The sequence below is a fragment of the Rhizobium sp. BR 314 genome, from assembly GCF_047445805.1.
Lineage (GTDB): Bacteria > Pseudomonadota > Alphaproteobacteria > Rhizobiales > Rhizobiaceae > Rhizobium > Rhizobium lusitanum_B.
On sequence record NZ_JARWLA010000015.1, the window covers coordinates 39,774 to 58,620 of the forward strand.

16 protein-coding genes are annotated in these 18,847 nt (G+C 61.7%); 2 read left to right on the top strand and 14 right to left on the bottom strand.

The window, feature by feature from the left end; translation table 11 throughout:
- Positions 1-71: 71 nt before the first annotated feature.
- From QD461_RS19245 to QD461_RS19265, 5 genes are all read right to left on the bottom strand, one after another.
- Entirely contained in the window at positions 72-803 is a 732-nt protein-coding gene (locus QD461_RS19245; protein ID WP_414089190.1) for an HAD family hydrolase, read from the bottom strand.
- Between the two features lie 12 nt (positions 804-815).
- On the bottom strand, positions 816-2,135 hold the full coding sequence (waaA, locus tag QD461_RS19250; RefSeq protein WP_414089191.1) for a lipid IV(A) 3-deoxy-D-manno-octulosonic acid transferase: 1,320 nt from the start codon (positions 2,133-2,135) through the stop codon (positions 816-818).
- A gap of 178 nt (positions 2,136-2,313) precedes the next feature.
- Entirely contained in the window at positions 2,314-2,559 is a 246-nt protein-coding gene (locus QD461_RS19255; protein ID WP_184700784.1) for a DUF4170 domain-containing protein, read from the bottom strand.
- A 61-nt stretch (positions 2,560-2,620) separates the two neighbouring features.
- A complete protein-coding gene (locus QD461_RS19260) occupies positions 2,621-3,430 on the bottom strand; it encodes a 3'(2'),5'-bisphosphate nucleotidase CysQ (RefSeq protein WP_414089192.1) in 810 nt (269 codons plus the stop codon).
- 25 nt (positions 3,431-3,455) lie between these two features.
- The gene (locus QD461_RS19265; RefSeq protein ID WP_414089193.1) at positions 3,456-4,808 is read right to left on the bottom strand and encodes a TldD/PmbA family protein; all 1,353 of its coding nucleotides are present in this window, start codon (positions 4,806-4,808) and stop codon (positions 3,456-3,458) included.
- Between the two features lie 150 nt (positions 4,809-4,958).
- On the opposite strand from QD461_RS19265, the gene QD461_RS19270 reads away from it, so the two are divergent.
- On the top strand, positions 4,959-6,779 hold the full coding sequence (locus tag QD461_RS19270) for a monovalent cation:proton antiporter-2 (CPA2) family protein (RefSeq protein WP_414089194.1): 1,821 nt from the start codon (positions 4,959-4,961) through the stop codon (positions 6,777-6,779).
- Between the two features lie 64 nt (positions 6,780-6,843).
- Here QD461_RS19270 and QD461_RS19275 read toward each other — a convergent pair whose 3' ends face one another.
- Genes QD461_RS19275 through QD461_RS19285 form a run of 3 tightly spaced genes read right to left on the bottom strand, consistent with a single transcriptional unit; the run spans position 6,844 to position 10,347 of the window.
- Positions 6,844-7,710 (bottom strand): patatin-like phospholipase family protein, encoded by an 867-nt coding sequence (locus QD461_RS19275; protein WP_414089195.1) that lies wholly within the window; start codon positions 7,708-7,710, stop codon positions 6,844-6,846.
- 18 nt (positions 7,711-7,728) lie between these two features.
- The gene (gene rsmD, locus QD461_RS19280; RefSeq protein WP_184700774.1) at positions 7,729-8,295 is read right to left on the bottom strand and encodes a 16S rRNA (guanine(966)-N(2))-methyltransferase RsmD; all 567 of its coding nucleotides are present in this window, start codon (positions 8,293-8,295) and stop codon (positions 7,729-7,731) included.
- A 6-nt stretch (positions 8,296-8,301) separates the two neighbouring features.
- Positions 8,302-10,347, bottom strand: coding sequence for a pseudouridine synthase (locus QD461_RS19285; protein ID WP_414089196.1), 2,046 nt, complete (start codon positions 10,345-10,347; stop codon positions 8,302-8,304).
- 72 nt (positions 10,348-10,419) lie between these two features.
- Here QD461_RS19285 and QD461_RS19290 point away from each other — a divergent pair, with 72 nt between their 5' ends.
- The gene (locus tag QD461_RS19290; RefSeq protein WP_414089197.1) at positions 10,420-10,878 is read left to right on the top strand and encodes a nucleoside deaminase; all 459 of its coding nucleotides are present in this window, start codon (positions 10,420-10,422) and stop codon (positions 10,876-10,878) included.
- A gap of 38 nt (positions 10,879-10,916) precedes the next feature.
- Here QD461_RS19290 and QD461_RS19295 read toward each other — a convergent pair whose 3' ends face one another.
- From QD461_RS19295 to QD461_RS19320, 6 genes are all read right to left on the bottom strand, one after another.
- Entirely contained in the window at positions 10,917-11,546 is a 630-nt protein-coding gene (locus tag QD461_RS19295) for a hypothetical protein (protein WP_414089198.1), read from the bottom strand.
- Between the two features lie 234 nt (positions 11,547-11,780).
- Positions 11,781-14,666 (bottom strand): isoleucine--tRNA ligase, encoded by a 2,886-nt coding sequence (ileS, locus tag QD461_RS19300; protein ID WP_414089199.1) that lies wholly within the window; start codon positions 14,664-14,666, stop codon positions 11,781-11,783.
- Between the two features lie 297 nt (positions 14,667-14,963).
- The gene (mctP, locus tag QD461_RS19305) at positions 14,964-16,439 is read right to left on the bottom strand and encodes a monocarboxylate uptake permease MctP (RefSeq protein ID WP_184700764.1); all 1,476 of its coding nucleotides are present in this window, start codon (positions 16,437-16,439) and stop codon (positions 14,964-14,966) included.
- Positions 16,429-16,626 (bottom strand): DUF3311 domain-containing protein, encoded by a 198-nt coding sequence (locus tag QD461_RS19310; RefSeq protein ID WP_184700762.1) that lies wholly within the window; start codon positions 16,624-16,626, stop codon positions 16,429-16,431. The genes mctP and QD461_RS19310 overlap by 11 nt, the downstream gene beginning before the upstream one ends.
- A gap of 133 nt (positions 16,627-16,759) precedes the next feature.
- Positions 16,760-17,743 (bottom strand): bifunctional riboflavin kinase/FAD synthetase, encoded by a 984-nt coding sequence (locus tag QD461_RS19315; protein ID WP_414089200.1) that lies wholly within the window; start codon positions 17,741-17,743, stop codon positions 16,760-16,762.
- A 15-nt stretch (positions 17,744-17,758) separates the two neighbouring features.
- Positions 17,759-18,607 carry a TIGR01459 family HAD-type hydrolase gene (locus QD461_RS19320; RefSeq protein WP_414089201.1) on the bottom strand — a complete coding sequence of 283 codons (849 nt, stop codon included), beginning with the start codon at positions 18,605-18,607 and terminating at the stop codon, positions 17,759-17,761.
- Positions 18,608-18,847 lie beyond the last annotated feature (240 nt).

Genomic DNA, 18,847 nt, shown 5'->3' on the forward strand with positions numbered 1-18,847 from the left:
CCTCGCGCCTGACACGTCAGCAAAGTGGCAAAAAACGGCAGATCGGATGAAAAAGCAAGCCCTTGCCAAGATCAGGCAAGCTGGGCGACCGGCATGAGCAGACTTTCCAGCTCGGTGATATCGTTGAGACAATAGTCGGAGGCGGCGGTCAGCGTCTCGCGCGACCCGGTGCCCGTCAGCACGCCGACGGTTAGGCCGACGCCGGCATTGCGTCCCATGTGGAGATCATGATTGTTGTCGCCGACAACCGCGACCTGCGCCGGCGAGAGGCCGGTTGCCGCATAGAAGCCAAGCACCATGCCGGGCTCCGGCTTGGTGCCGAAACCGCTGTCATAGCCGGCGATATAATCGAGATAGTCGATGAAGCCGAAGCGGCGCGCGGTCTGGCGGATGGAACGCTCGTTGTCGCTTGACGCAACGCCGAGCTTGTAGCCGCGCTGATGCAACCTCTGAAAGAAGGCGGCAAGGTCAGTGACAGGGGAAGAGAAATCCGCTGCATGTGCAAATAGCGCGTCCAGCTTCTCCACCAGCTCGGAAACGGCCAGTTGCGAGCCGGCGGCCACGAGGCCCTCGGAAATCTGCCGGGTATTGCCGGCCGCCAGCAGGCTGTCAGGAACAATGTGACCTGTGATCGGGTCCATGCCGCAAGCGGAAAGCAGATGATCCGCCAGAATGGGATCGTCTTGAGCTGCAATTCTGGCCAGTTCGCGATTGACCGGCAGCCAGCTCGCATCATAGTCAAGCAGCGTTCCATCCTTGTCGAAAAGAATGCCCGCAATCGCTCCCAGCTTGACCGCTGCCATGCCTTTTCCTTCTTAACCGTTCGCCATCGTCTTCGGCATCAGCCGCGCCTTCACCGACAGCGGATTGATGTAGGGCTCAAGCCCCTTGACGGTTGCCGCCAATGCACCGCGCATATCATGCACAGCAACGAAGCCGGCATCGATCATTGTGCGCCGTGCCGTGTCGTTGGTCAGCAGATAATGCACGCCGCGCGCCAGCATCTCGGTATCGCGCACCATGCGGGCGCTGCCGCGGCGGGCAAGCACCTGATAGGCATCGCGGAAATTCTGGACATGGCCGCCTGTCAGGATCGCGCAACCTAGCATGGCAGGCTCCAACGGATTCTGGCCGCCTTCGTTGAACAGCGACTTGCCCATGAAGGCGACTTCGGTCATGCGCAGATAGAGCCCCATCTCCCCGATCGTATCACCGAGGAAAACATCGACATCCGCCGAAAGGATATCGTTGCGGGTGCGGCGGGCCACCTTTAAGCCTTGCTCGATGAGCATCGCCTCGATCGCATCGCAGCGGTCCGGATGGCGCGGCACGATGATGGTGAGCTGGCCGTTATGTTCCTTGAGCATGGTATGAACCGTGCCCGCGGCAGCCTCCTCGCCCTCGAAAGTCGAAACCGCCGCCCAGGTCTTCCGGTTTCCGATTTGCTTCATGTAGCTGGCAAGCGTCGGAGCGTCGTAGGACGGCGCGTCGGTATCCACCTTGAGGTTGCCTGATTTGAGCACCTGCACGGCGCCGAGATCGCGGTAGCGCTCAGCATCGAGATCGGACTGAGCAACAACGAGGGCAAGATTTTCAAAGAGCGCCTCAGCCAACGAAGGATGTTTGCTCCAGCGAGCGAAAGAGCGATCCGACATGCGGGCATTGACGAGAATCTGTGGAATACGGCGCCGGCCAAGCTCGGTGATGGTCGTCGGCCAGATCTCGGATTCGGCGAAGATGGCGCAATCGGGCTGCCAGTAATCGAGGAAACGGCGGATGGCCGGTCGGAGATCGAGGGGCACGTATTGATGAATGACCTCTTCGCCGAGGCGCTCATGCGCCACCTTGGCCGAGGTGATCGTGCCCGTCGTCAGGATGACGTGAATGTCGCGGCGGCGGATTTCGCGGATCAGTGGAATGACCGCCGATGTCTCGCCCACACTTGCGGCATGGAACCAGATCAACGGTCCCTGAGGCCGGTTAGCGCTCGCATAGCCGGAGCGCTCCAGCTTGCGGGTGCCGTCTTCCTTGCCCTTGGCCGCACGGACCGCGAGATACGGCCCGAGAAACGGATAGACAGCGATGCCGCCAAGACGATAGGCGCTCAAGGCAAGACGCGCCCTGAGGCTGCTCATCTCGATCGACTCCTATCCCAGCTGATCATCATCGATGCCAATCCTGATTATCAAACGGCCGGATAAACGGCCGAGTTTTCGTTCTTATTGTGACAAAGATACTGTTTCGATGCCGGATTTAAAGCGATAACGCCTCTCCGGACGAAAATATCAAACGCAAACTTTGGTATCAGGCGACTTAGGAGGCCGCCTTTTCCTGCGGATCGAGCAAGCGATGCAGATGGACGATGAAGTAACGCATGTGGGCGTTGTCGACAGTCTGCTGCGCCTTGGACTTCCAGGCCGTCAGTGCGCTCGCATAGTCGGGATACATGCCGACGATGTCGAGTTCCTTGAGGTTACGGAATTGAACTTCTTCGAGGTTCTCCAGTTCACCACCGAAGACGAGGTGCAGGAGCTGCTTTTTGCCGCTGGTATCAGTCATTTTCGTCTCTTTCTACTATCGTCCCCCTCCGCTCTTCATCTGAGGGATTTTGACGCAAAGGTCAACCGTCTCTTCGGTGGGAAAGCTGGCGGAGAAACTCCGGCAATTGCGCTGCCGACGCGCCGCAAAGTTCATCATGGGACACTTGCGCGCGATTATAGCGCAACATATTGCCTGAGAGATCCACAAGCGCTCCGCCTGCCCGCTCCAGAATGAGATCGGCGGCGGCCAGATCCCAATCATGGGAGTTGCGCTTGACGATCGTTCCTTCGAGGCGCCCATCCGCCACCATGGCGAGGCGATAGGCAAGCGAAGGGATATGCTTCACGCGCTCGACGTTCCTGCGAAAATCGGGATCGAAACTCTTGAGCATGTCTTCGCCGGTCGCCAGTCGATGCGGATCGTCACCAAGCCTTTGCGAAACGCTGATGGGCTTGCCGTTCTTCAGCGCCGGGCCACCAGCGGTCGCGACAAACAGCTCGTCCAACGCCGGTGCGTAGAGTACACCCGCCACAGGCCGTCCGTCGGTGACAATGGCGACGCTGACACACCATAGATCCAGGCCAGAGAGAAAGCCCCTCGTACCGTCGATCGGGTCAACGACGAAAACTGTCGCCTGCGACAAGCGCTGCTCATCGTCGTCCGTTTCCTCGGAGAGCCAGCCATAATCGGGCCGCGCCGAACGCAGAATGGCGGCCAGGCTCTCGTTGGCGGCGAAATCGGCAGCGCTGACGGGCGACTGGCCGTTATTCTTCCACCAGACCTCAGGCGATTGCCGAAAGAAACCCAGAGCGATCCTGCCCGCCTCGAGTGCGGCCTCAACAATCAGGTCCACATCATCAGGCCGGCCGGCCGTCTGGTCATCGCTCATTTACAGTTCCAATCTCTGCCGGTCGTTAACGTCCGGCAAGCGTCATACCCTCAATGGCAAGCGTGGGGGCGGCAACTCCGAAATCGCGATCGATGTCGTTCGCCGGCGTCACGCGCATGAACATCTCCTTCAGATTGGAGGCGATGGTCACCTCCGACACTGGGAAGGTCAATTCGCCATTCTCGATCCAGAAGCCGGTGGCACCGCGGCTATATTCGCCTGTTATCATGTTGACGCCCTGGCCGATCAGTTCGGTGACATAGAAGCCCGTCCCGACGTTGCGGATCAGTTCCTCGGGCGAAATATCGCCCGGCTCCAGCGCGAGATTGGTGGATGCGGGCGATACCGCCGTGCCACCGCGCACGCCGCGGCCGTTGGTCTTCAGCCCGCCGCCGATTTCGCGCGCGGTCGCGGTCGAGAGGAACCAGGACTTCAGCACGCCATCCTCGATCATGACCAGCCGCTTGCCGGACACGCCTTCACCATCGAAGGGACGTGAGGACGGGCCGCGTACGATCAGCGGATCATCCGTGATCGAAAGGCCGGCCTTCAGCACCTGCTGTCCCATCTTGTCGCGCAGGAAGCTGGTTTTGCGAGCGACGGATGCACCGTTGATCGCGCCGGCAATATGGCCGACGAAGCCGCGCGCAACGCGCGGGTCGAAGACGACGGTGACGTTCCTGTCCGTCGGAACCTGACGCGGGTTGACGCGCTTGACCACACGCTCGCCGGCACGGCGGCCGATTTCCTCGGCAGCATCGAGATCGGCGAAATAGAGGCGGCTGTCGAAATCATAGTCGCGCTCCATGCCAGTGCCCTCGCCGGCAATGACGCTGACGGAGCGCCCGAAGCGCGAGCCCATGTAGTGGCCGGCAAAACCATGCGACGTCACAAGCACGAGGCCGCCCATGCCGGCGGAAGCGCCGGCGCCGGAAGAGTTGGTAACGCCGGGAACGGCAAGCGCTGCCGCCTCGGTCGCAAGCGCCGCTTCCCGCAGCTGCTGTGTCGAAACCTCGGTCGGGTCGAACAATTCGAGATCGGGGTAGCTCTTGGCGAGATCCGCCTCTTCGGCGAGGCAAGCAAAGGGATCTTCCGGCGAAACCTTGGCCATGGCCACGGCGCGCTCGGCAAGTGCGCTCAGATCGAAGCCCGGATTGGCCGAAACGCTGGCGACACGATTGCCGACAAAGACCCTGAGCGAGAAATCGTCGCTTTCGGAGGATTCAGTGCCCTCGACCTTGCCGAGGCGAACGCTGACGGAGTGTGCGCGCGACCGCACGACGACGGCATCGGCCGCATCCGCACCGGCTTTCCGGGCGAGATCGATCAACTGGCTGGCACGGGAAAGCAGAGTGGCGGAATCGATTTCTGAGGTCATGATTTGGCCTTTCCTTCGCGTTCCATTTATTGTGCACTACATAAAGCATCAAGGGCGGCAAAGCCGATTCTTGTTCTAATCCCTTCACGCCTGGTTGTTTATGATGGCCATGCGTTGCAACACCGCCTGCCCCACGGAAAGAAAAAGACGATGTCCGCCCCCAATACGCTTTTCACCGAAACCCTGCTGCTGCTCGGAGGTGCCGTCGTCACGGCGCCGATCTTCAAGAAATTGGGGCTCGGCACGGTGCTTGGCTATCTGGCCGCCGGCGTGGTGATCGGCCCGATCCTCCACAGTATCGGCGACAGCGAAGCCGTGTTGGCGGTCGCCGAACTCGGCGTCGTCTTCCTGCTGTTCATCATCGGCCTGGAATTGAAGCCGTCCCGCCTCTGGCAGATGCGCCGCGATATTTTCGGCCTCGGAACGGCACAGGTCGTCTTCAGCGGCGTGGCCTTGATGGTCGCCTCCTATCTCGGCGGCATAGCCGGCTGGAAAGGCAGCATCATCATCGGTTTCGGCCTGGCTCTCTCCTCGACAGCCTTTGCCATGCAGATCCTCGAGCAGCAGGGAGACGTCAATACGAGATACGGACAGCGCTCGTTCTCCATGCTGCTGCTGCAGGATCTGGCCATCGTGCCCTTGCTGGCGCTGATCACCGTCCTCGACGGCGCGAAGGAAACCTCCAACCCACTGCCGAGCCTTGCGATCGCCGTCGGCGCGGTGGCGGCGATGATCATTGCCGGCCGCTATCTGCTGACGCCGCTGTTTCAGGTCATTGCCCGCACCGGCGCCCGCGAAGCGATGATTGCCGCTGCCCTCTTCGTCGTCATGGGATCGGCAACGCTGATGCAGCTTGCCGGCCTCTCCATGGCGATGGGCGCCTTTCTCTCGGGCGTGATGCTGGCGGAATCTTCTTACCGCCACGAGCTGGAAGCCGATATCGAACCCTTCCGTGGCGTGCTGCTTGCCATTTTCTTCATTGCTGTCGGCCTGTCGCTGAAACTCGAAGTGATCCTCGACAACTGGGTGCTGATCGTGCTCGCCGTGCCTGTCATGATGGTCATCAAGGCGGTGGTGATCTATGCGCTTTGCCGCGTCACCGGCTCCCCGCACAATGATGCGGTGCGCATCGCCGGCCTCCTGCCGCAAGGCGGCGAATTCGGCTTCGTGCTCTTCAGCGCTGCGAGCGCCAGCGGCGGGCTGTTCTCGGCCAATACCGCATCGACGCTGATTGCCATGGTGACGCTCTCCATGGCGCTGACACCTCTCAGCTCCGCGCTTGCGAAGCGCTTGGTCAAGGGCGATGCGCAGGAAGAATTGGAAGAGGATTTCGAGGGCGCCGGCTCCGATGTGTTGATGATCGGCTTTTCGCGTTTCGGCCAGATCGCCGCGCAGATCCTGCTCGCCAGCGGCCGCGATGTCACCGTGATCGACTTCTCCGCCGACCGTATCCGCCAGGCATCGAGCTTCGGCTTCCGCATCTATTTCGGCGACGGCACCCGCAAGGACGTGCTGCGCTCCGCCGGCATCGACCGAGCCAAGATCGTCGTCGTCAGCACGCATCTGCGCGAGGTGACGGACAAGATCGTCGAGCTCGTGCAGACGGACTACCCGCATGCGCGCATCTTCGTGCGCTCCTATGACCGCGTTCACTCGATCGAGCTGCGCCACAGGGGCGTCGATTACGAGCTGCGCGAAACGCTGGAATCCGGTCTGCTCTTCGGCCGCCGCGCCCTTGAGGCGCTAGGTGTCAGCGAGGCGGAGGCCTACGAGATCGGCGAGGATATCCGCAAGCGCGACGAGCAACGGCTCGTGCTGCAGGTGAGCGAGGGGCTGCAAGCCGGCACCGACATGCTCTACTCGCGACCGGTCAAGCCGGAGCCGCTGGTAAAGCCGAAGCGTGCAGCAGAGACCTACAGCGATGCCGACGATCTGGTGGCCTTGCCAGAGGAGGAGCCGGAGCGGGCTTAGCTGGCTGTCGTTAGGCGGCTTTGCGGAGTTCGGGCAAAGCAACTTCGGGAAAAGGGGAAAAGCTTCAGTTTTTCGCCGTTATCACCCGGTCCAGGGCGAATTTGAGTTCGTCCTTGACGCCGGCGGACATGGCGAGAATATCGCGGGCCTTCAGAAAATCGAGAACGCCGGTGCGGCCGACAATCGGACGCAGGAAGATTTGCGGCGCCTGGAGGCGCAATTTCAAGGCGATGTTGGACTGCATGGTCAGCTGGCCCGCGCCGAACAGGCTTTCGATGCGGTTCGGAATGTGCCGGCCACCACCTTCCGGGCCGCCGACGACGTCGACGCCGATGATGATATCGGCGAGCCCAGCCAGATGCTCGTAGGGAACCGGGTTCATGATGCCGCCATCGATCATCACGCAATCACCGAGCTTTACCGGCATGAAAACGGCGGGAATTGCGGCGGATGCGGCGAGAACCGGAAACAGCTCTCCCTTTTCGATCACCACCTCGGCCTGGCCGTAATAATCTGTCGTCACCACCTTCATCGGGATATGCAGCCCCGAGAAATCCTCGGGAAAAGCGGGGGGCAAGAAAGCCCGGAGAATGCGTTCGAGATTGAACTGGCCGAAGCGGATGCTGCGCATGTTGACCGGCCGCAAGCTCCAGATCTTGTTGAGCACGGCGGGCCGGTTGCCGACCGTTGCCAGCGTATAATCCCGGATTTCGGCACCGCTCATGCCGGCGGCCATGGCCGCGCCCATGATCGAGCCGATGGAGGCACCCGCAATCGCAACCGGACGGATGCCGAGTTCGTCCAGCGCTTCTATGATGTGGATATGAGCGAGGCCCCGCGCACCGCCGCAGCCGAAGGCAACCGCGACGCTCGGCGTGCCGGAGGCGGCAGCCGGATAGTCGCTGCCGACGAAATCAGCGTAGTCGCCCATTTCCTTCTCCTTCCACCGCTATGCCGATCGCGGCTGATAACGGAAGAAATGCATCTTGCTGTCGCCGAAGGTGCGCACCTCCAGAAACAGGAAGTCCGGCGGCACTGCAACGGTCACATCGGCGCGCTCCTCAAGGATCGCGAGGGCGCCCGGCACCAGCCAGCCGCCTGCTGCGGCAGCGGCAAAGGCCTTTTCGCCAAAACCCTTGCCATAAGGCGGATCCGCAAAGAGAAAATCGAAAGGCTCGAGATTGCCGACGCTGCCGAGATCGGTCGCGTCCCGCCGCAACATGCGTGTGCGGCCATGCAAGCCGAGCGCATCGATGTTTTCCCAGAGCAGGCCCCTGCCTTCGACACTGCTTTCGACGAACAGCACATGGCGGCAGCCGCGGGAGGCTGCCTCCAGGCCGACCGCACCAGTACCGGCGAAAACATCCATCATCCGGGTGCTGTCGATGGCCTCCGGATAGGCATGGCTCAGAATATTGAACAGGCTCTCGCGCGTGCGATCCGCCGTCGGACGAATGTCGTTCGACTTCGGCGTTGCAAGCGAGCGACCGCGAAACTCACCGCCGACGATCCTCACAGCGCGTCAGCCTCTTCCGCCCTTGGGGCCGCCCCTGCCGGCGCGACCGGGACCGCCACGGCCCGGGCCACCGGACGGACGACCGCCGCCACCGGGCTTGCCGCCAAAGCCGCGCGGGCCGCCGGGCTTGCCACCCGGTTTGCCGCCAAAGGATTTACCACCACCCGGCTTCTTACCGAAGGGCTTGCCGGCCGGCCGATCACCGAAGGAACGCTCTCCCTGCGGACGGTCACCGAAGGGCCGATCGCTACGCGGCGGGCGGTCCCCAAATGGGCGATCACCCCGAGGCTTATCACCAAAAGGACGGTCACCGCGGGGACGCTCGGAGCGCTGCTCGCCATCGAAGGACCTGGCGCGCGGACGCTCGTCTCCCTCGGCACGCGGACGCCGATCACCACGGGGCTTGTCACCAAAAGGACGGTCACCGCGTGGTGGACGATCCCCAAACGGGCGGTCGCTGCGGGGACGTTCGGAACGGGCTTCGCCGCCGAAGGACTTCGCACGAGGACGGTCGCCACCCTCTGGTCGCGAGCCGCGGGGTTTGTCGCCATAGGCACGATCCCCACGAGGCTTGTCGCCAAAGGACCGGTCGCCACGCGGAGGACGGTCGCCAAACGGACGGTCGCGCGGCGGACGATCACCCTGAGGGCGATCGCCGCGGGGGCGGTCAGAGGAGCGCTTACGATCGAAGCCTTCGTCATCGCCACGCGACCTGCGCGGCGCTTCCTCGCTCGAACGGATCCATTCGCCATCACCCTCGTCGACGCGATTGATGCGAACGCGGGGGCCCTCGTCCGGGCGGTCGAAGCCGCCGCGCTGGGGACGCTCAGGTTCGCCGCGCCTTGTGGCGGTCTTGACATTCTTAGCGGCCTTTGCAGCTGCTTTTTCGCCGAGTGGGCGGGCGCCAGGCGCCATCCAGACATTGGCGTTGCGGCGCGCGCCAAGCGGCTGGCGCTGCGGCCGGTCCTCGTCCTTGCGGCCACCTTCTCGACGGCCTTCATCCCGGCGATCATCGCGCTTGGTATCGAGACGGCTCAAGGCCCGCTCGCGCTTGTCTTCCGGGCGCTCGCGACGAGGACGTTCTTCCTTGGTCGGGCGTGCGGAGGCCGTGCGCGCAGGCTTCGCCTCCACCTCTTCGGCATCAGCAACTGCCGGCGCATTGTAGAGCGGTGCGTCGAAATTCGCCTTGGCATCCTCGACCAGGCGCGGGCCGAGCTGATCGCGCAGCGTACGACCGCGGACTTCGAGCACGCGCCCTTCCGGCAACTCGCCCAGCTGGAACGGACCGTAGGAAATACGGATGAGGCGATTGACATCAAGGCCGAGCGCGCCCAGCACGTTCTTGATTTCGCGGTTCTTGCCTTCGCGCAGACCCATGGTGATCCAGACGTTGGATCCCTGCGTGCGGTCGAGCGTCGCCTCGATCGAGCCATAGAGCACGCCGTCGACGGCGATGCCTTCCTTCAGCTTGTCGAGCGCTTCCTGATCGATCTCGCCATGGGCGCGGACGCGGTAGCGGCGCAGCCAGCCTGTCGTCGGCAGCTCGAGAACGCGCGCAAGGCCGCCGTCATTGGTCAGCAGCAGCAAACCTTCGGTGTTGATATCGAGACGGCCGATCGACATGACGCGCGGCAGTTCTTCCGGCAGGTTGTCGAAAACGGTCGGGCGCCCTTCCGGATCGGCATTGGTCGTCACCAGGCCGGCCGGCTTGTGGTAGAGCCACAGACGCGTGCGCTCGATGCCGCGGATCGGCACGCCATCGACCTCGATCTTGTCGGAAAGGGTCACGTTGACCACCGGCGTTTCCAAGAGGACGCCATTGAGCGTGACGCGACCGTCGAGGATCATGCGCTCGATGTCACGACGCGAGGCTACGCCGGCGCGCGCCATGACCTTGGAAATGCGCTCGGCCTTTCCATCTCCGGCTGCCGCATCGGCTGCAGCGCCAGCGGCCGAAGCCTTCGCCGGCTTCGCAGCATCGCGCTTTATCGTCTTCTTGTCGCCAGCAAAGGGTTTCGACCCAGGCCGCTTGGGCTTGTCATTCATTGTCATTTGTTGTTTGCCTGAATTTTTAAGGCGTGTTCCTATCAGGTCGCGCCCCTGCGGTTAAGTGGAAAATCTTGAATGGCGGCTACAAATCATTTTATGGAGCTTGCACTCGCCGAAGCGCGCAGTGCCGGAGAGCGTGGCGAAGTGCCGATCGGTGCCGTCGTCGTCCTCGACGGCAAGATCATCGCCAGGGCCGGCAATCGCACCCGCGAACTCAATGACGTCACCGCCCATGCCGAAATCGTCGCCATCCGCCTGGCCTGCGAAGAGCTCAGCCAGGAGCGGCTTACAGGCGCCGATCTCTATGTCACGCTGGAGCCCTGCACCATGTGCGCCGCGGCCATTTCGTTCGCGCGCATCCGCCGTCTTTACTATGGCGCCGAGGATCCGAAGGGTGGCGGTGTCGACAATGGCGTGCGTTTCTATCAGCAACCAACTTGCCATCATGCGCCGGAGGTCTATTCCGGCCTCGGCGAGACTAGTTCCGCCGAAATTCTGAGACGCTTCTTTCAAGCGAAACGCTCCGAAGACTGAAAAGCGGCGGAGCTGGCGCCGCCGCTTTTTCAAATTGCTTACTGGAAGGGCTTCCACCAACTGCTGTTGTTGGACTGCTGCGCAGCTTCGGCATCCTTCTTGCGCTTCTTTTCCTTCTTCGACTCGGGCGTGCCGACGTCGTTGAGAGCTGCCGGATCGGAAACCTGACGATATTCCTGCGGCGGGTCGATGAGGTAGCGGCGCTGATCGATGTAAGTACCGGCCTGATCCTGGCGAGCGGCGCGATAGGCGGCCGTCTGCTGCGCTTCGGTCATGCGGTTCTTGCTGGTGTCGGCCTGAGCCAGCGGCGAACGATAGTTTACGTCGTTCTTCTTGGCGTCGGCTTCCGCTGCAAGGCGCTTACGCGCATCTTCGGGCGATTCCAGCCAAGCCGGATTGTCCTTGCTTGCCAGCGACTGCTGCGGCGCCGTGAGCGCGTCTTTGTCTCCACCCACGACAAGGCCGGGGCGGTTCGGATATTTCACGCCCTTATCCTTCGGCGTCGCGGCCGAGACGGAAGCGATATCGCCAAGATCGTCCAGGAGCTGCACGCCAGCCGTCTTGCCGGTACCGTAAGTCGGGCTGCTGAGGCAGCCGGACATCACGCCACAGCCAATCACAAGTGCCGCCAAGCTGACGCCGACACGAACGCTATGCATCGCTCTCATGAATACCCTTCCCAGCCATGCCGGAATAAACGTAACAGAACCCCATTTCACGGCAACTGCCGCAAAAATCAGGCCAATTTCAGGCAGCTTTTACCGGATGAACACTGCAAAGGCAATTCACCCGGTAATATTCTTCAGTTGACACTAGAGCGCCGTGCTTCCTTTTGGAAGCACAAAGGACGCTCTACCTCTTTGAATCTACGCATCAGGCTTTTCGAAAATCGATTCCTATCTTCAGGCCGATGCTGCAGCGAGTTCGCGCAGCGCCAAAGCGTCACGCGCCGAGACATCCGGATATTCCGGGTCTGAGCCGACGTCGGTCGTGATGCGCCACGAACGGGCACATTTGCGGCCTTCGGCAAGCTTCGGAAGCACGCTGACCTTGGCGGCATCGTCGAGACGGAATGCATCCGCCGGGCCTTCGCCGCTCTCGATGGTGATGCCCGACGTGATGCAGATTTCCGAGAAATCCTGCCCTTCAAGCGCCTTCAACAGCTCAGGATCGGCGACATAGACGGCCGGGGCGGCTTCCAGCGAAGAGCCGATCCGCTTGTCCTTGCGCTCGATTTCAAGCGCGCCGGTAACGACGCTGCGCACGGCGCGGATTGTCTTCCACTTCTCGGCGAGCGCTTCGTTCTTCCATTCGGAAGGAACGGTCACGAACTGCTCGAGATGCACGGAGACAGCCGATGGATTGCGCGACAGCCATGCCTCTTCCGTCGTGAACGGCAGCATCGGCGCCAGCCACGTCACCATGCAGTCGAAGATCGTGCGGATGACGGCGAGCGAGGCGCGGCGGCGCAGGCTCGACGGGGCATCGCAGTAGAGCGCATCCTTGCGGACATCGAAGTAGAAGGCCGACAGCTCGACATTGGCGAAATCGATCAGGGCGCGGGCGATGCGCTTGAAGTCGAAGGCGTCGTAACTTTCACGCACCAGCTCGTCGAGTTCGGCGAGACGGTGCAGCATCAGCCGCTCCAGCTCCGGCATGTCGGCATAGGCGATGACTTCGCCCTTGTCGTGCGCCAGCGTGCCGAGCATCCAGCGGATGGTGTTGCGCAGCTTGCGATAGGCATCGACATTGGTCTGGATGATGGCCTTGCCGAGGCGCTGGTCTTCCCAATAGTCCGTGGTCATGACCCACAGGCGCAGGATGTCGGCGCCGGCGTCTTTCATGACATCCTGCGGGGCAACAACGTTGCCTAGCGACTTCGACTGCTTGCGGCCCTGCTCGTCCATGGTGAAACCATGCGTGACGACCGTATCGTAAGGCGCGCGGCCACGGGTCGCCGCACTTTCGAGCAGCGACGAATGGAACCAGCCGCGATGCTGGTCGGAGCCTTCGAGATAGACGTCGGCCGGCCATTTCAGATCCGGGCGATCTTCCAGCGTGAAGGAGTGGGTCGAACCGGAGTCGAACCACACGTCGAGGATGTCCATGACCTGCGTCCAGGGCTCGTTGGCCTTTTCGCCGAGGAAACGCTCGCGTGCGCCTTCTGCAAACCAGGCATCGGCGCCTTCCTGTTCGAAAGCTTCGAGGATGCGGGCGTTGACGCTATCGTCCTGCAGGATGTTGCCGTGCTCGTCGACGAAGATGCAGATCGGCACGCCCCACGCGCGCTGACGCGACAGGACCCAATCCGGGCGCTGCTCGATCATGGCGCGCAGGCGGCTCTGGCCGGCAGCCGGTACGAAGCGGGTGTCGTCGATCGCCTTCAGGGCACGACTACGCAGCGTCGAGCCGTCATCGAAGTCCTTGTCCATATAGACGAACCACTGCGGCGTATTGCGGAAGATGACCGGCTTCTTCGAGCGCCAGGAATGCGGGTAGGAATGCTTCAGCCTGCCGCGCGCAAAGAGCGTGTTCGTCTCGATCAGCGCCTTGATGACTATGTCGTTGGCGTTGCCCTTCTTGCCGTTGTCGTCCATGACGCGGCCACCCTCGAAGCCGGGAGCGTCGGCCGTATAGAAGCCGGCGTCATCGACCGGGAACGGGATGGTGGCGGAGATACCGCGCTTTTCGAGATCACGCGCATGCGACATCCAGGCGTCAAAGTCCTCGCGACCGTGGCTCGGTGCGGTGTGCACGAAGCCCGTACCAGCATCGTCGGTGACGTGGCCGCCATCGAGCAGCGGCACCTTGAAGTCGTAGCCGAGAGAGGCGAGCGGATGCGCGCAGGTGATAGCAGCCAGATCGTCGGCAGAGACATCGGCCAGACGCTTGTACTGCAGTTTTGCCTTGGCGAAGGATTCTTCCGCAAGCTTATCGGCGAAGATCAGCTTCTCGCCGGGGCGCGGGCCGAAATCGTTGGCGGCTTCCGTAACTTCGTAAAGCCCGTAGGACACGCGCGACGAATAGGCGATCGCACGGTTGCCGGGGATCGTCCAAGGGGTCGTCGTCCAGATGACGACGAAGGCGCCGGCAAGATGTGCAGAGCCTTCGGCCACCGGGAACTTAACCCAGATCATGTCGCTCTCGACATCGGCATATTCGACTTCGGCTTCTGCGAGCGCGGTGCGCTCGACCACCGACCACATGACCGGCTTAGAGCCACGGTAAAGCTGGCCGGTACGGGCGATCTTCAAAAGCTCGCCGGCGATGCGGGATTCCGCATGGAAGTTCATGGTGAGATAGGGATTGTCGAAATCGCCTGTTATGCCGAGGCGCTTGAACTCCTCGGACTGGATCTTGATCCAGCCGGCGGCAAAGTCGCGGCATTCCTGGCGAAACTCGTTCACCGGAACCTCGTCCTTGTTCTTGCCCTTCTCGCGATACTTTTCCTCGATCTTCCACTCGATCGGCAGGCCGTGGCAGTCCCAGCCCGGAACGTAATTGCTGTCATAGCCGCGCATCTGGAACGAGCGCGTGATGACATCCTTCAGGATCTTGTTAAGCGCGTGGCCGATATGGATGTGGCCGTTTGCATAGGGAGGGCCGTCATGCAGGACGAACTTCTCACGGCCGGCGGCGGAGGCGCGCAGCTTTTTGTAGAGGTCCATCTGCTGCCAGCGACCCACCAGCTCCGGCTCCTTCTGCGGCAGGCCGGCGCGCATCGGAAAATCAGTCTCCGGCAGGTAAAGGGTCTTGGAATAGTCCATCTTTTCGGTGGTATCGGTCATAGTTCTGACAATTGCCTCGGTGTCTCGGGCGTCTTGCGCTTGAAAAGCGCAGCCATATGGGGATTTTTCGGCGGCGGAAAGCGCCCTGGGAGCGGGCACCAAAAACCCGGACCTTCCGGCAGCTTAAAGCGCGCGGAAGGCCGGGCCAATAATTCGTATCGATAGGCTCAGCCGAAATTGGGTCATAGCCGCCGGTTCATAGGCGTTTTTTCCAAGGAAAGGAAGAGGAAACAACGCGCGCGGCACATAGAAAGACCGCGGACGTTTCCGCCCGCGGTCGATAGGGTGTTGCGCGTATCAGGCGCGCGCGGTGGCGCGTGCCGGCATGACTGCATTGAGGATGACGGCAACGACGATGTTTGCCGCCAGCGCCAAAAGCCCCGTATAGGCCGTGAAACCGGCATCTCCAAGGGGAACCATATGCAGCGGCTTCCAGCCGGCATCCCAGACAAGGTAGGTGCCGCCGAAGAAGCCGACGAACCAGCCGGCCAGCAGCGCAGGCGCCCGGAACCATTTGGTATAAAGACCGAAGACCAGGGCTGGCAGGGTCTGCAATATCCAGATTCCGCCTAAAAGCTGCAGATCGAGCGCAAATTGCGTCGGCAGGAAAATGATGACGAGAAGCGCGCCGATTTTGACGATGAGCGAGGTCATCTTGGCGACCTTTGCCTCGCCGGCATCGGAAACCTGCGGATCGATATAGGCCTTCCAGAAGTTACGGGTGAAGAGGTTGGCAGCGCCGATGCTCATCACGGCGGCAGGGACGAGCGCGCCGATGGCGATTGCCGCAAAGGCAAAGCCGGCAAACCAACTTGAGAACAAGTTCTGGAACAGGGCCGGGACGACATCATTAGCGCTGTCCAGCTTCAGGTTTGCCGCGTGGCCCATGTAGCCGAGCAAGGCCAGCAGACCGAGCAGCAGCGTATAGGCCGGCAGCAGCACGGCATTCTTGCGAATGGTGTTGCCGCTGTTGGAGGCGAAGATGCCGGTGAGCGTATGCGGATACATGAAGGCCGCAAGCGCCGAGCCGAGCGCTAGGGTCGCATAGGCGACATACTGATTGCCGCCAAGCAGCAGACTGCCCGCACCCTTTGCCTTGAAATCCGCGTCGGCCGCCGCAAAGACATTGGCATAACCGCCGAGTTTGGCCGGGATGAGCGCAATGGCGGCAATGACAACGATATAGATCATGATGTCCTTGACGAAAGCGATCAGCGCCGGCGCACGAAGGCCTGCAGAGTAGGTGTAGAGCGCCAGGATGATGAAGGCGACGGCGAGCGGCAATTCACCGTGAAGCCCGAGAGCCTTGAACACCGCCGTCATGCCGACGAGCTGTAGAGCGATATAGGGCATAGTCGCGATGACCCCGGTAAGCGCAACCGCCAGTTCGAGCGCGCGGGAGCCGTATTGGCCGTGCACGACATCGCCTGCCGTGACGTAGCCATGATCCTTCGCGCGCCGCCACAGCAGCGGCATGACCATGAAGACGAAGGGGTAGACGACGATCGTATAGGGCAGCGCGAAAAAGCCGTAAGCGCCGACCGTGTAGACCAGTGCCGGTACGGCGATCACGGTATAGGCCGTGTAGAAGTCACCCCCGACGAGGAACCAGGTGATCCAGGTGCCGAAGGTGCGGCCGCCAAGGCCCCACTCGTCGATATGGGCAAGGGTCTTCGGCCGGCGCCAGCGGGCGGCCACGAAGCCCATGACGGTAACGAGCGCCAGAAAGAAGATGAAGACTGCAAGTGCTGTCGGATCGATATCAGTCGTCATTGCGCATGCTCCGATAAGCGATCCACGTCAGCAGCGCGGTGATCGGCACCCAGGCCAGTTGATACCAGTAGAAGAAGGGGAAACCGAGCAGAACCGGATCGTGAGCGTTATAGAAGGGGACCCAAAGCAAGCCTATATAGGGGATGACGAGCAGCCAGCAGGCCGCCGTTCCGAAACGTTTGTCCATTACCTGCGCCTTTCGGAAAAGGGACGCGGCGACTCGCGCCCTGCAATATGAGCATTGCAGCATCTTTCCACGCGCTCAAGGCAAAAAGATACCGCACTGCCGCAATCCCTGCGCGCAGTTTTCTATAATGAAGTCAGGAGAAGGCGATGCAGCGATCGATGTCGCTCAGTGGCTGGACGCCGGCAAGAAGCGCCCTTGCCTCTTCTTCATCTTTTCGGATCTGTGCGACCAGCGGATCCAGCCCGTCGAATTTCAGTTCCGGGCGGAGATAGCCGAAGAAGGACACCGAACAGATTTGGCCGTAGAGGTCGCCGCTGAAATCGAAGACGAAGGTTTCAAGCAGCGGCGCGCCATTGTCCGTCACCGTTGGGCGGCGGCCATAGCTCGCAACAGCATCGCGAATGATGCCGTCGGCTGCGCGGAACCTCACGGCATAAATGCCGGCCTTCAGCGATATTTCCGGCGGAAGCTGCATGTTTGCCGTTGGGAAGCCGAGCGTGCGACCGAGCTTCTCGCCACCGATGATGGGCGCTTCGACGGTATAGCGATAACCGAGCATCCCGGCGACCTGGGCCACCTCCCCGTCAGCAAGCAATGTGCGGATGCGGCTTGAGGAGATAACCTCGGCATTTTCATCGCGAAAAGCATCGATGAGCGTTACGCCGAAACCGTTGCGGCTGCCGGCGTTCATCAGGAAGGCCGGGCCGCCCTGGCGATCATGGCCGAAATGGAAGTCGAAGCCGGTGACGACTTCGGAAGCGTGCAGCCAATCGATCAGGATCGAATGAACGAACTCATCGGCCGAGCGCTGAGAGAAAGCGCGGTCGAATGGATATTCGATGACGGCATTGAAACCGATGGCTTCGAGCAGACGCGCCTTCAGCGGTGCCGGCGTCAGGCGGAATACGGGGTGATCCGGGCGAAACACGGTGCGCGGATGTGGCTCGAAAGTCAGCACGAGAGCCGGAACGCCGCGCTCCCTCGCAATCTCCAGCGCGCGATCAAGCACCGATTGATGACCGCGATGAACGCCGTCGAAATTGCCGATGGCGACGACACCGCCCTTGAGAGCATCCGGAAGCGCGTCGCGCGTCTCGTTGCGATGGAAAACGGTCATCGGCTACCACTCCGGTCAGACTAGGCGCGGCATCCACCACTTCGGTGAGGCCTGCTCGCGCGCCAGAAAGGCGCCGAGAGCAGCCTCATCCGTATGCCCGTCGATCATATATTCGCGAGCGTGGATGCCATGGCTGATATAAAGAAGATCAAGGCCGTAATCGAGCGCTCCGCGCACATCGGTCGGCATGCCATCGCCGATGGCGACGACGCGCGACAGCGGAAACTCACTCCTGACCTCGCGGGCCGCGGCAATCGCCGCATTGTAGATCGGCTGATGCGGCTTACCGGCGATACGCGTCTGGCCACCGAGGCGCTCGTAATAGGCCGCCATGGCACCAGCGCAGGGGATCATCCGATGGCCGCGTTCGACCACGAGGTCCGGATTGGCGCAGATGAGCGGCACATTGCGGACGGACCAAGCCATCAGCATGTCCGTATAGTCGTCAGGCGTTTCGGTCTCGTCGTCGAAGAAGCCGGTGCAGACGATGCTTTCGGCCTCACCGGCATCGACGCGCTGGACATCCAGCCCTTCGAGGATGCCGGTATCCCGCTCCGGACCGAGCAGAAACACCTTCTTCGGGCCTTCGGCAATCAGCTTGCGGGTGACATCGCCCGACGTGATGATGCGGTCGTAGACGCTGTCTGGAACGCCGATCGCCCGCAACTGCTCGACCACTTTGGGAGCGACACGCGGGGAGTTGGTGATGAGGACGACTGTCAGACCTTCTGCGCGGGCCGCTTCGAGCGCGATCGAGGCTTCCTTGTAGGCGGTGACGCCATTGTGAAGCACGCCCCAGACGTCGCAGAGCGCAACGTCATAAAGTCCGCCAATCTCGCGAAAGCTTTCGATCCGTTTGCCCATGCCATCCTCGCATTACATAAATCACGGGCTGACATCGCAAACCGGCCGGCAAATTACAAGAGCGACACGCGAGGTTTTTGCGCCGCACAAGGCCGGAATGACAGGCACCGGCAACCTTGGCGAAGCGCAAATAACGCGAATTAAGCATCAGCAAGACTTCCAAGAAAGAGCGGCGCGACACCCTTCTCCATGAGCCCAAAAATGGTGGAGTACATGCAACGGGATGCTAAGCGGGATCGC

Excerpts from the sequence above, each read along its gene's own strand:
- QD461_RS19320 (WP_414089201.1), bottom strand. The coding sequence starts at position 18,607 with ATGGGCAAACGGATCGAAAGCTTTCGCGAGATTGGCGGACTTTATGAC.
- QD461_RS19315 (WP_414089200.1), bottom strand. The coding sequence starts at position 17,743 with ATGACCGTTTTCCATCGCAACGAGACGCGCGACGCGCTTCCGGATGCT.
- QD461_RS19310 (WP_184700762.1), bottom strand. The coding sequence starts at position 16,626 with ATGGACAAACGTTTCGGAACGGCGGCCTGCTGGCTGCTCGTCATCCCC.
- waaA (WP_414089191.1), bottom strand. The coding sequence starts at position 2,135 with ATGAGCAGCCTCAGGGCGCGTCTTGCCTTGAGCGCCTATCGTCTTGGC.
- QD461_RS19245 (WP_414089190.1), bottom strand. The coding sequence starts at position 803 with ATGGCAGCGGTCAAGCTGGGAGCGATTGCGGGCATTCTTTTCGACAAG.
- QD461_RS19295 (WP_414089198.1), bottom strand. The coding sequence starts at position 11,546 with ATGAGAGCGATGCATAGCGTTCGTGTCGGCGTCAGCTTGGCGGCACTT.
- QD461_RS19290 (WP_414089197.1), top strand. The coding sequence starts at position 10,420 with ATGGCGGCTACAAATCATTTTATGGAGCTTGCACTCGCCGAAGCGCGC.
- QD461_RS19260 (WP_414089192.1), bottom strand. The coding sequence starts at position 3,430 with ATGAGCGATGACCAGACGGCCGGCCGGCCTGATGATGTGGACCTGATT.
- QD461_RS19255 (WP_184700784.1), bottom strand. The coding sequence starts at position 2,559 with ATGACTGATACCAGCGGCAAAAAGCAGCTCCTGCACCTCGTCTTCGGT.
- QD461_RS19265 (WP_414089193.1), bottom strand. The coding sequence starts at position 4,808 with ATGACCTCAGAAATCGATTCCGCCACTCTGCTTTCCCGTGCCAGCCAG.
- QD461_RS19275 (WP_414089195.1), bottom strand. The coding sequence starts at position 7,710 with ATGGGCGACTACGCTGATTTCGTCGGCAGCGACTATCCGGCTGCCGCC.
- QD461_RS19270 (WP_414089194.1), top strand. The coding sequence starts at position 4,959 with ATGTCCGCCCCCAATACGCTTTTCACCGAAACCCTGCTGCTGCTCGGA.
- ileS (WP_414089199.1), bottom strand. The coding sequence starts at position 14,666 with ATGACCGATACCACCGAAAAGATGGACTATTCCAAGACCCTTTACCTG.
- mctP (WP_184700764.1), bottom strand. The coding sequence starts at position 16,439 with ATGACGACTGATATCGATCCGACAGCACTTGCAGTCTTCATCTTCTTT.
- QD461_RS19285 (WP_414089196.1), bottom strand. The coding sequence starts at position 10,347 with ATGACAATGAATGACAAGCCCAAGCGGCCTGGGTCGAAACCCTTTGCT.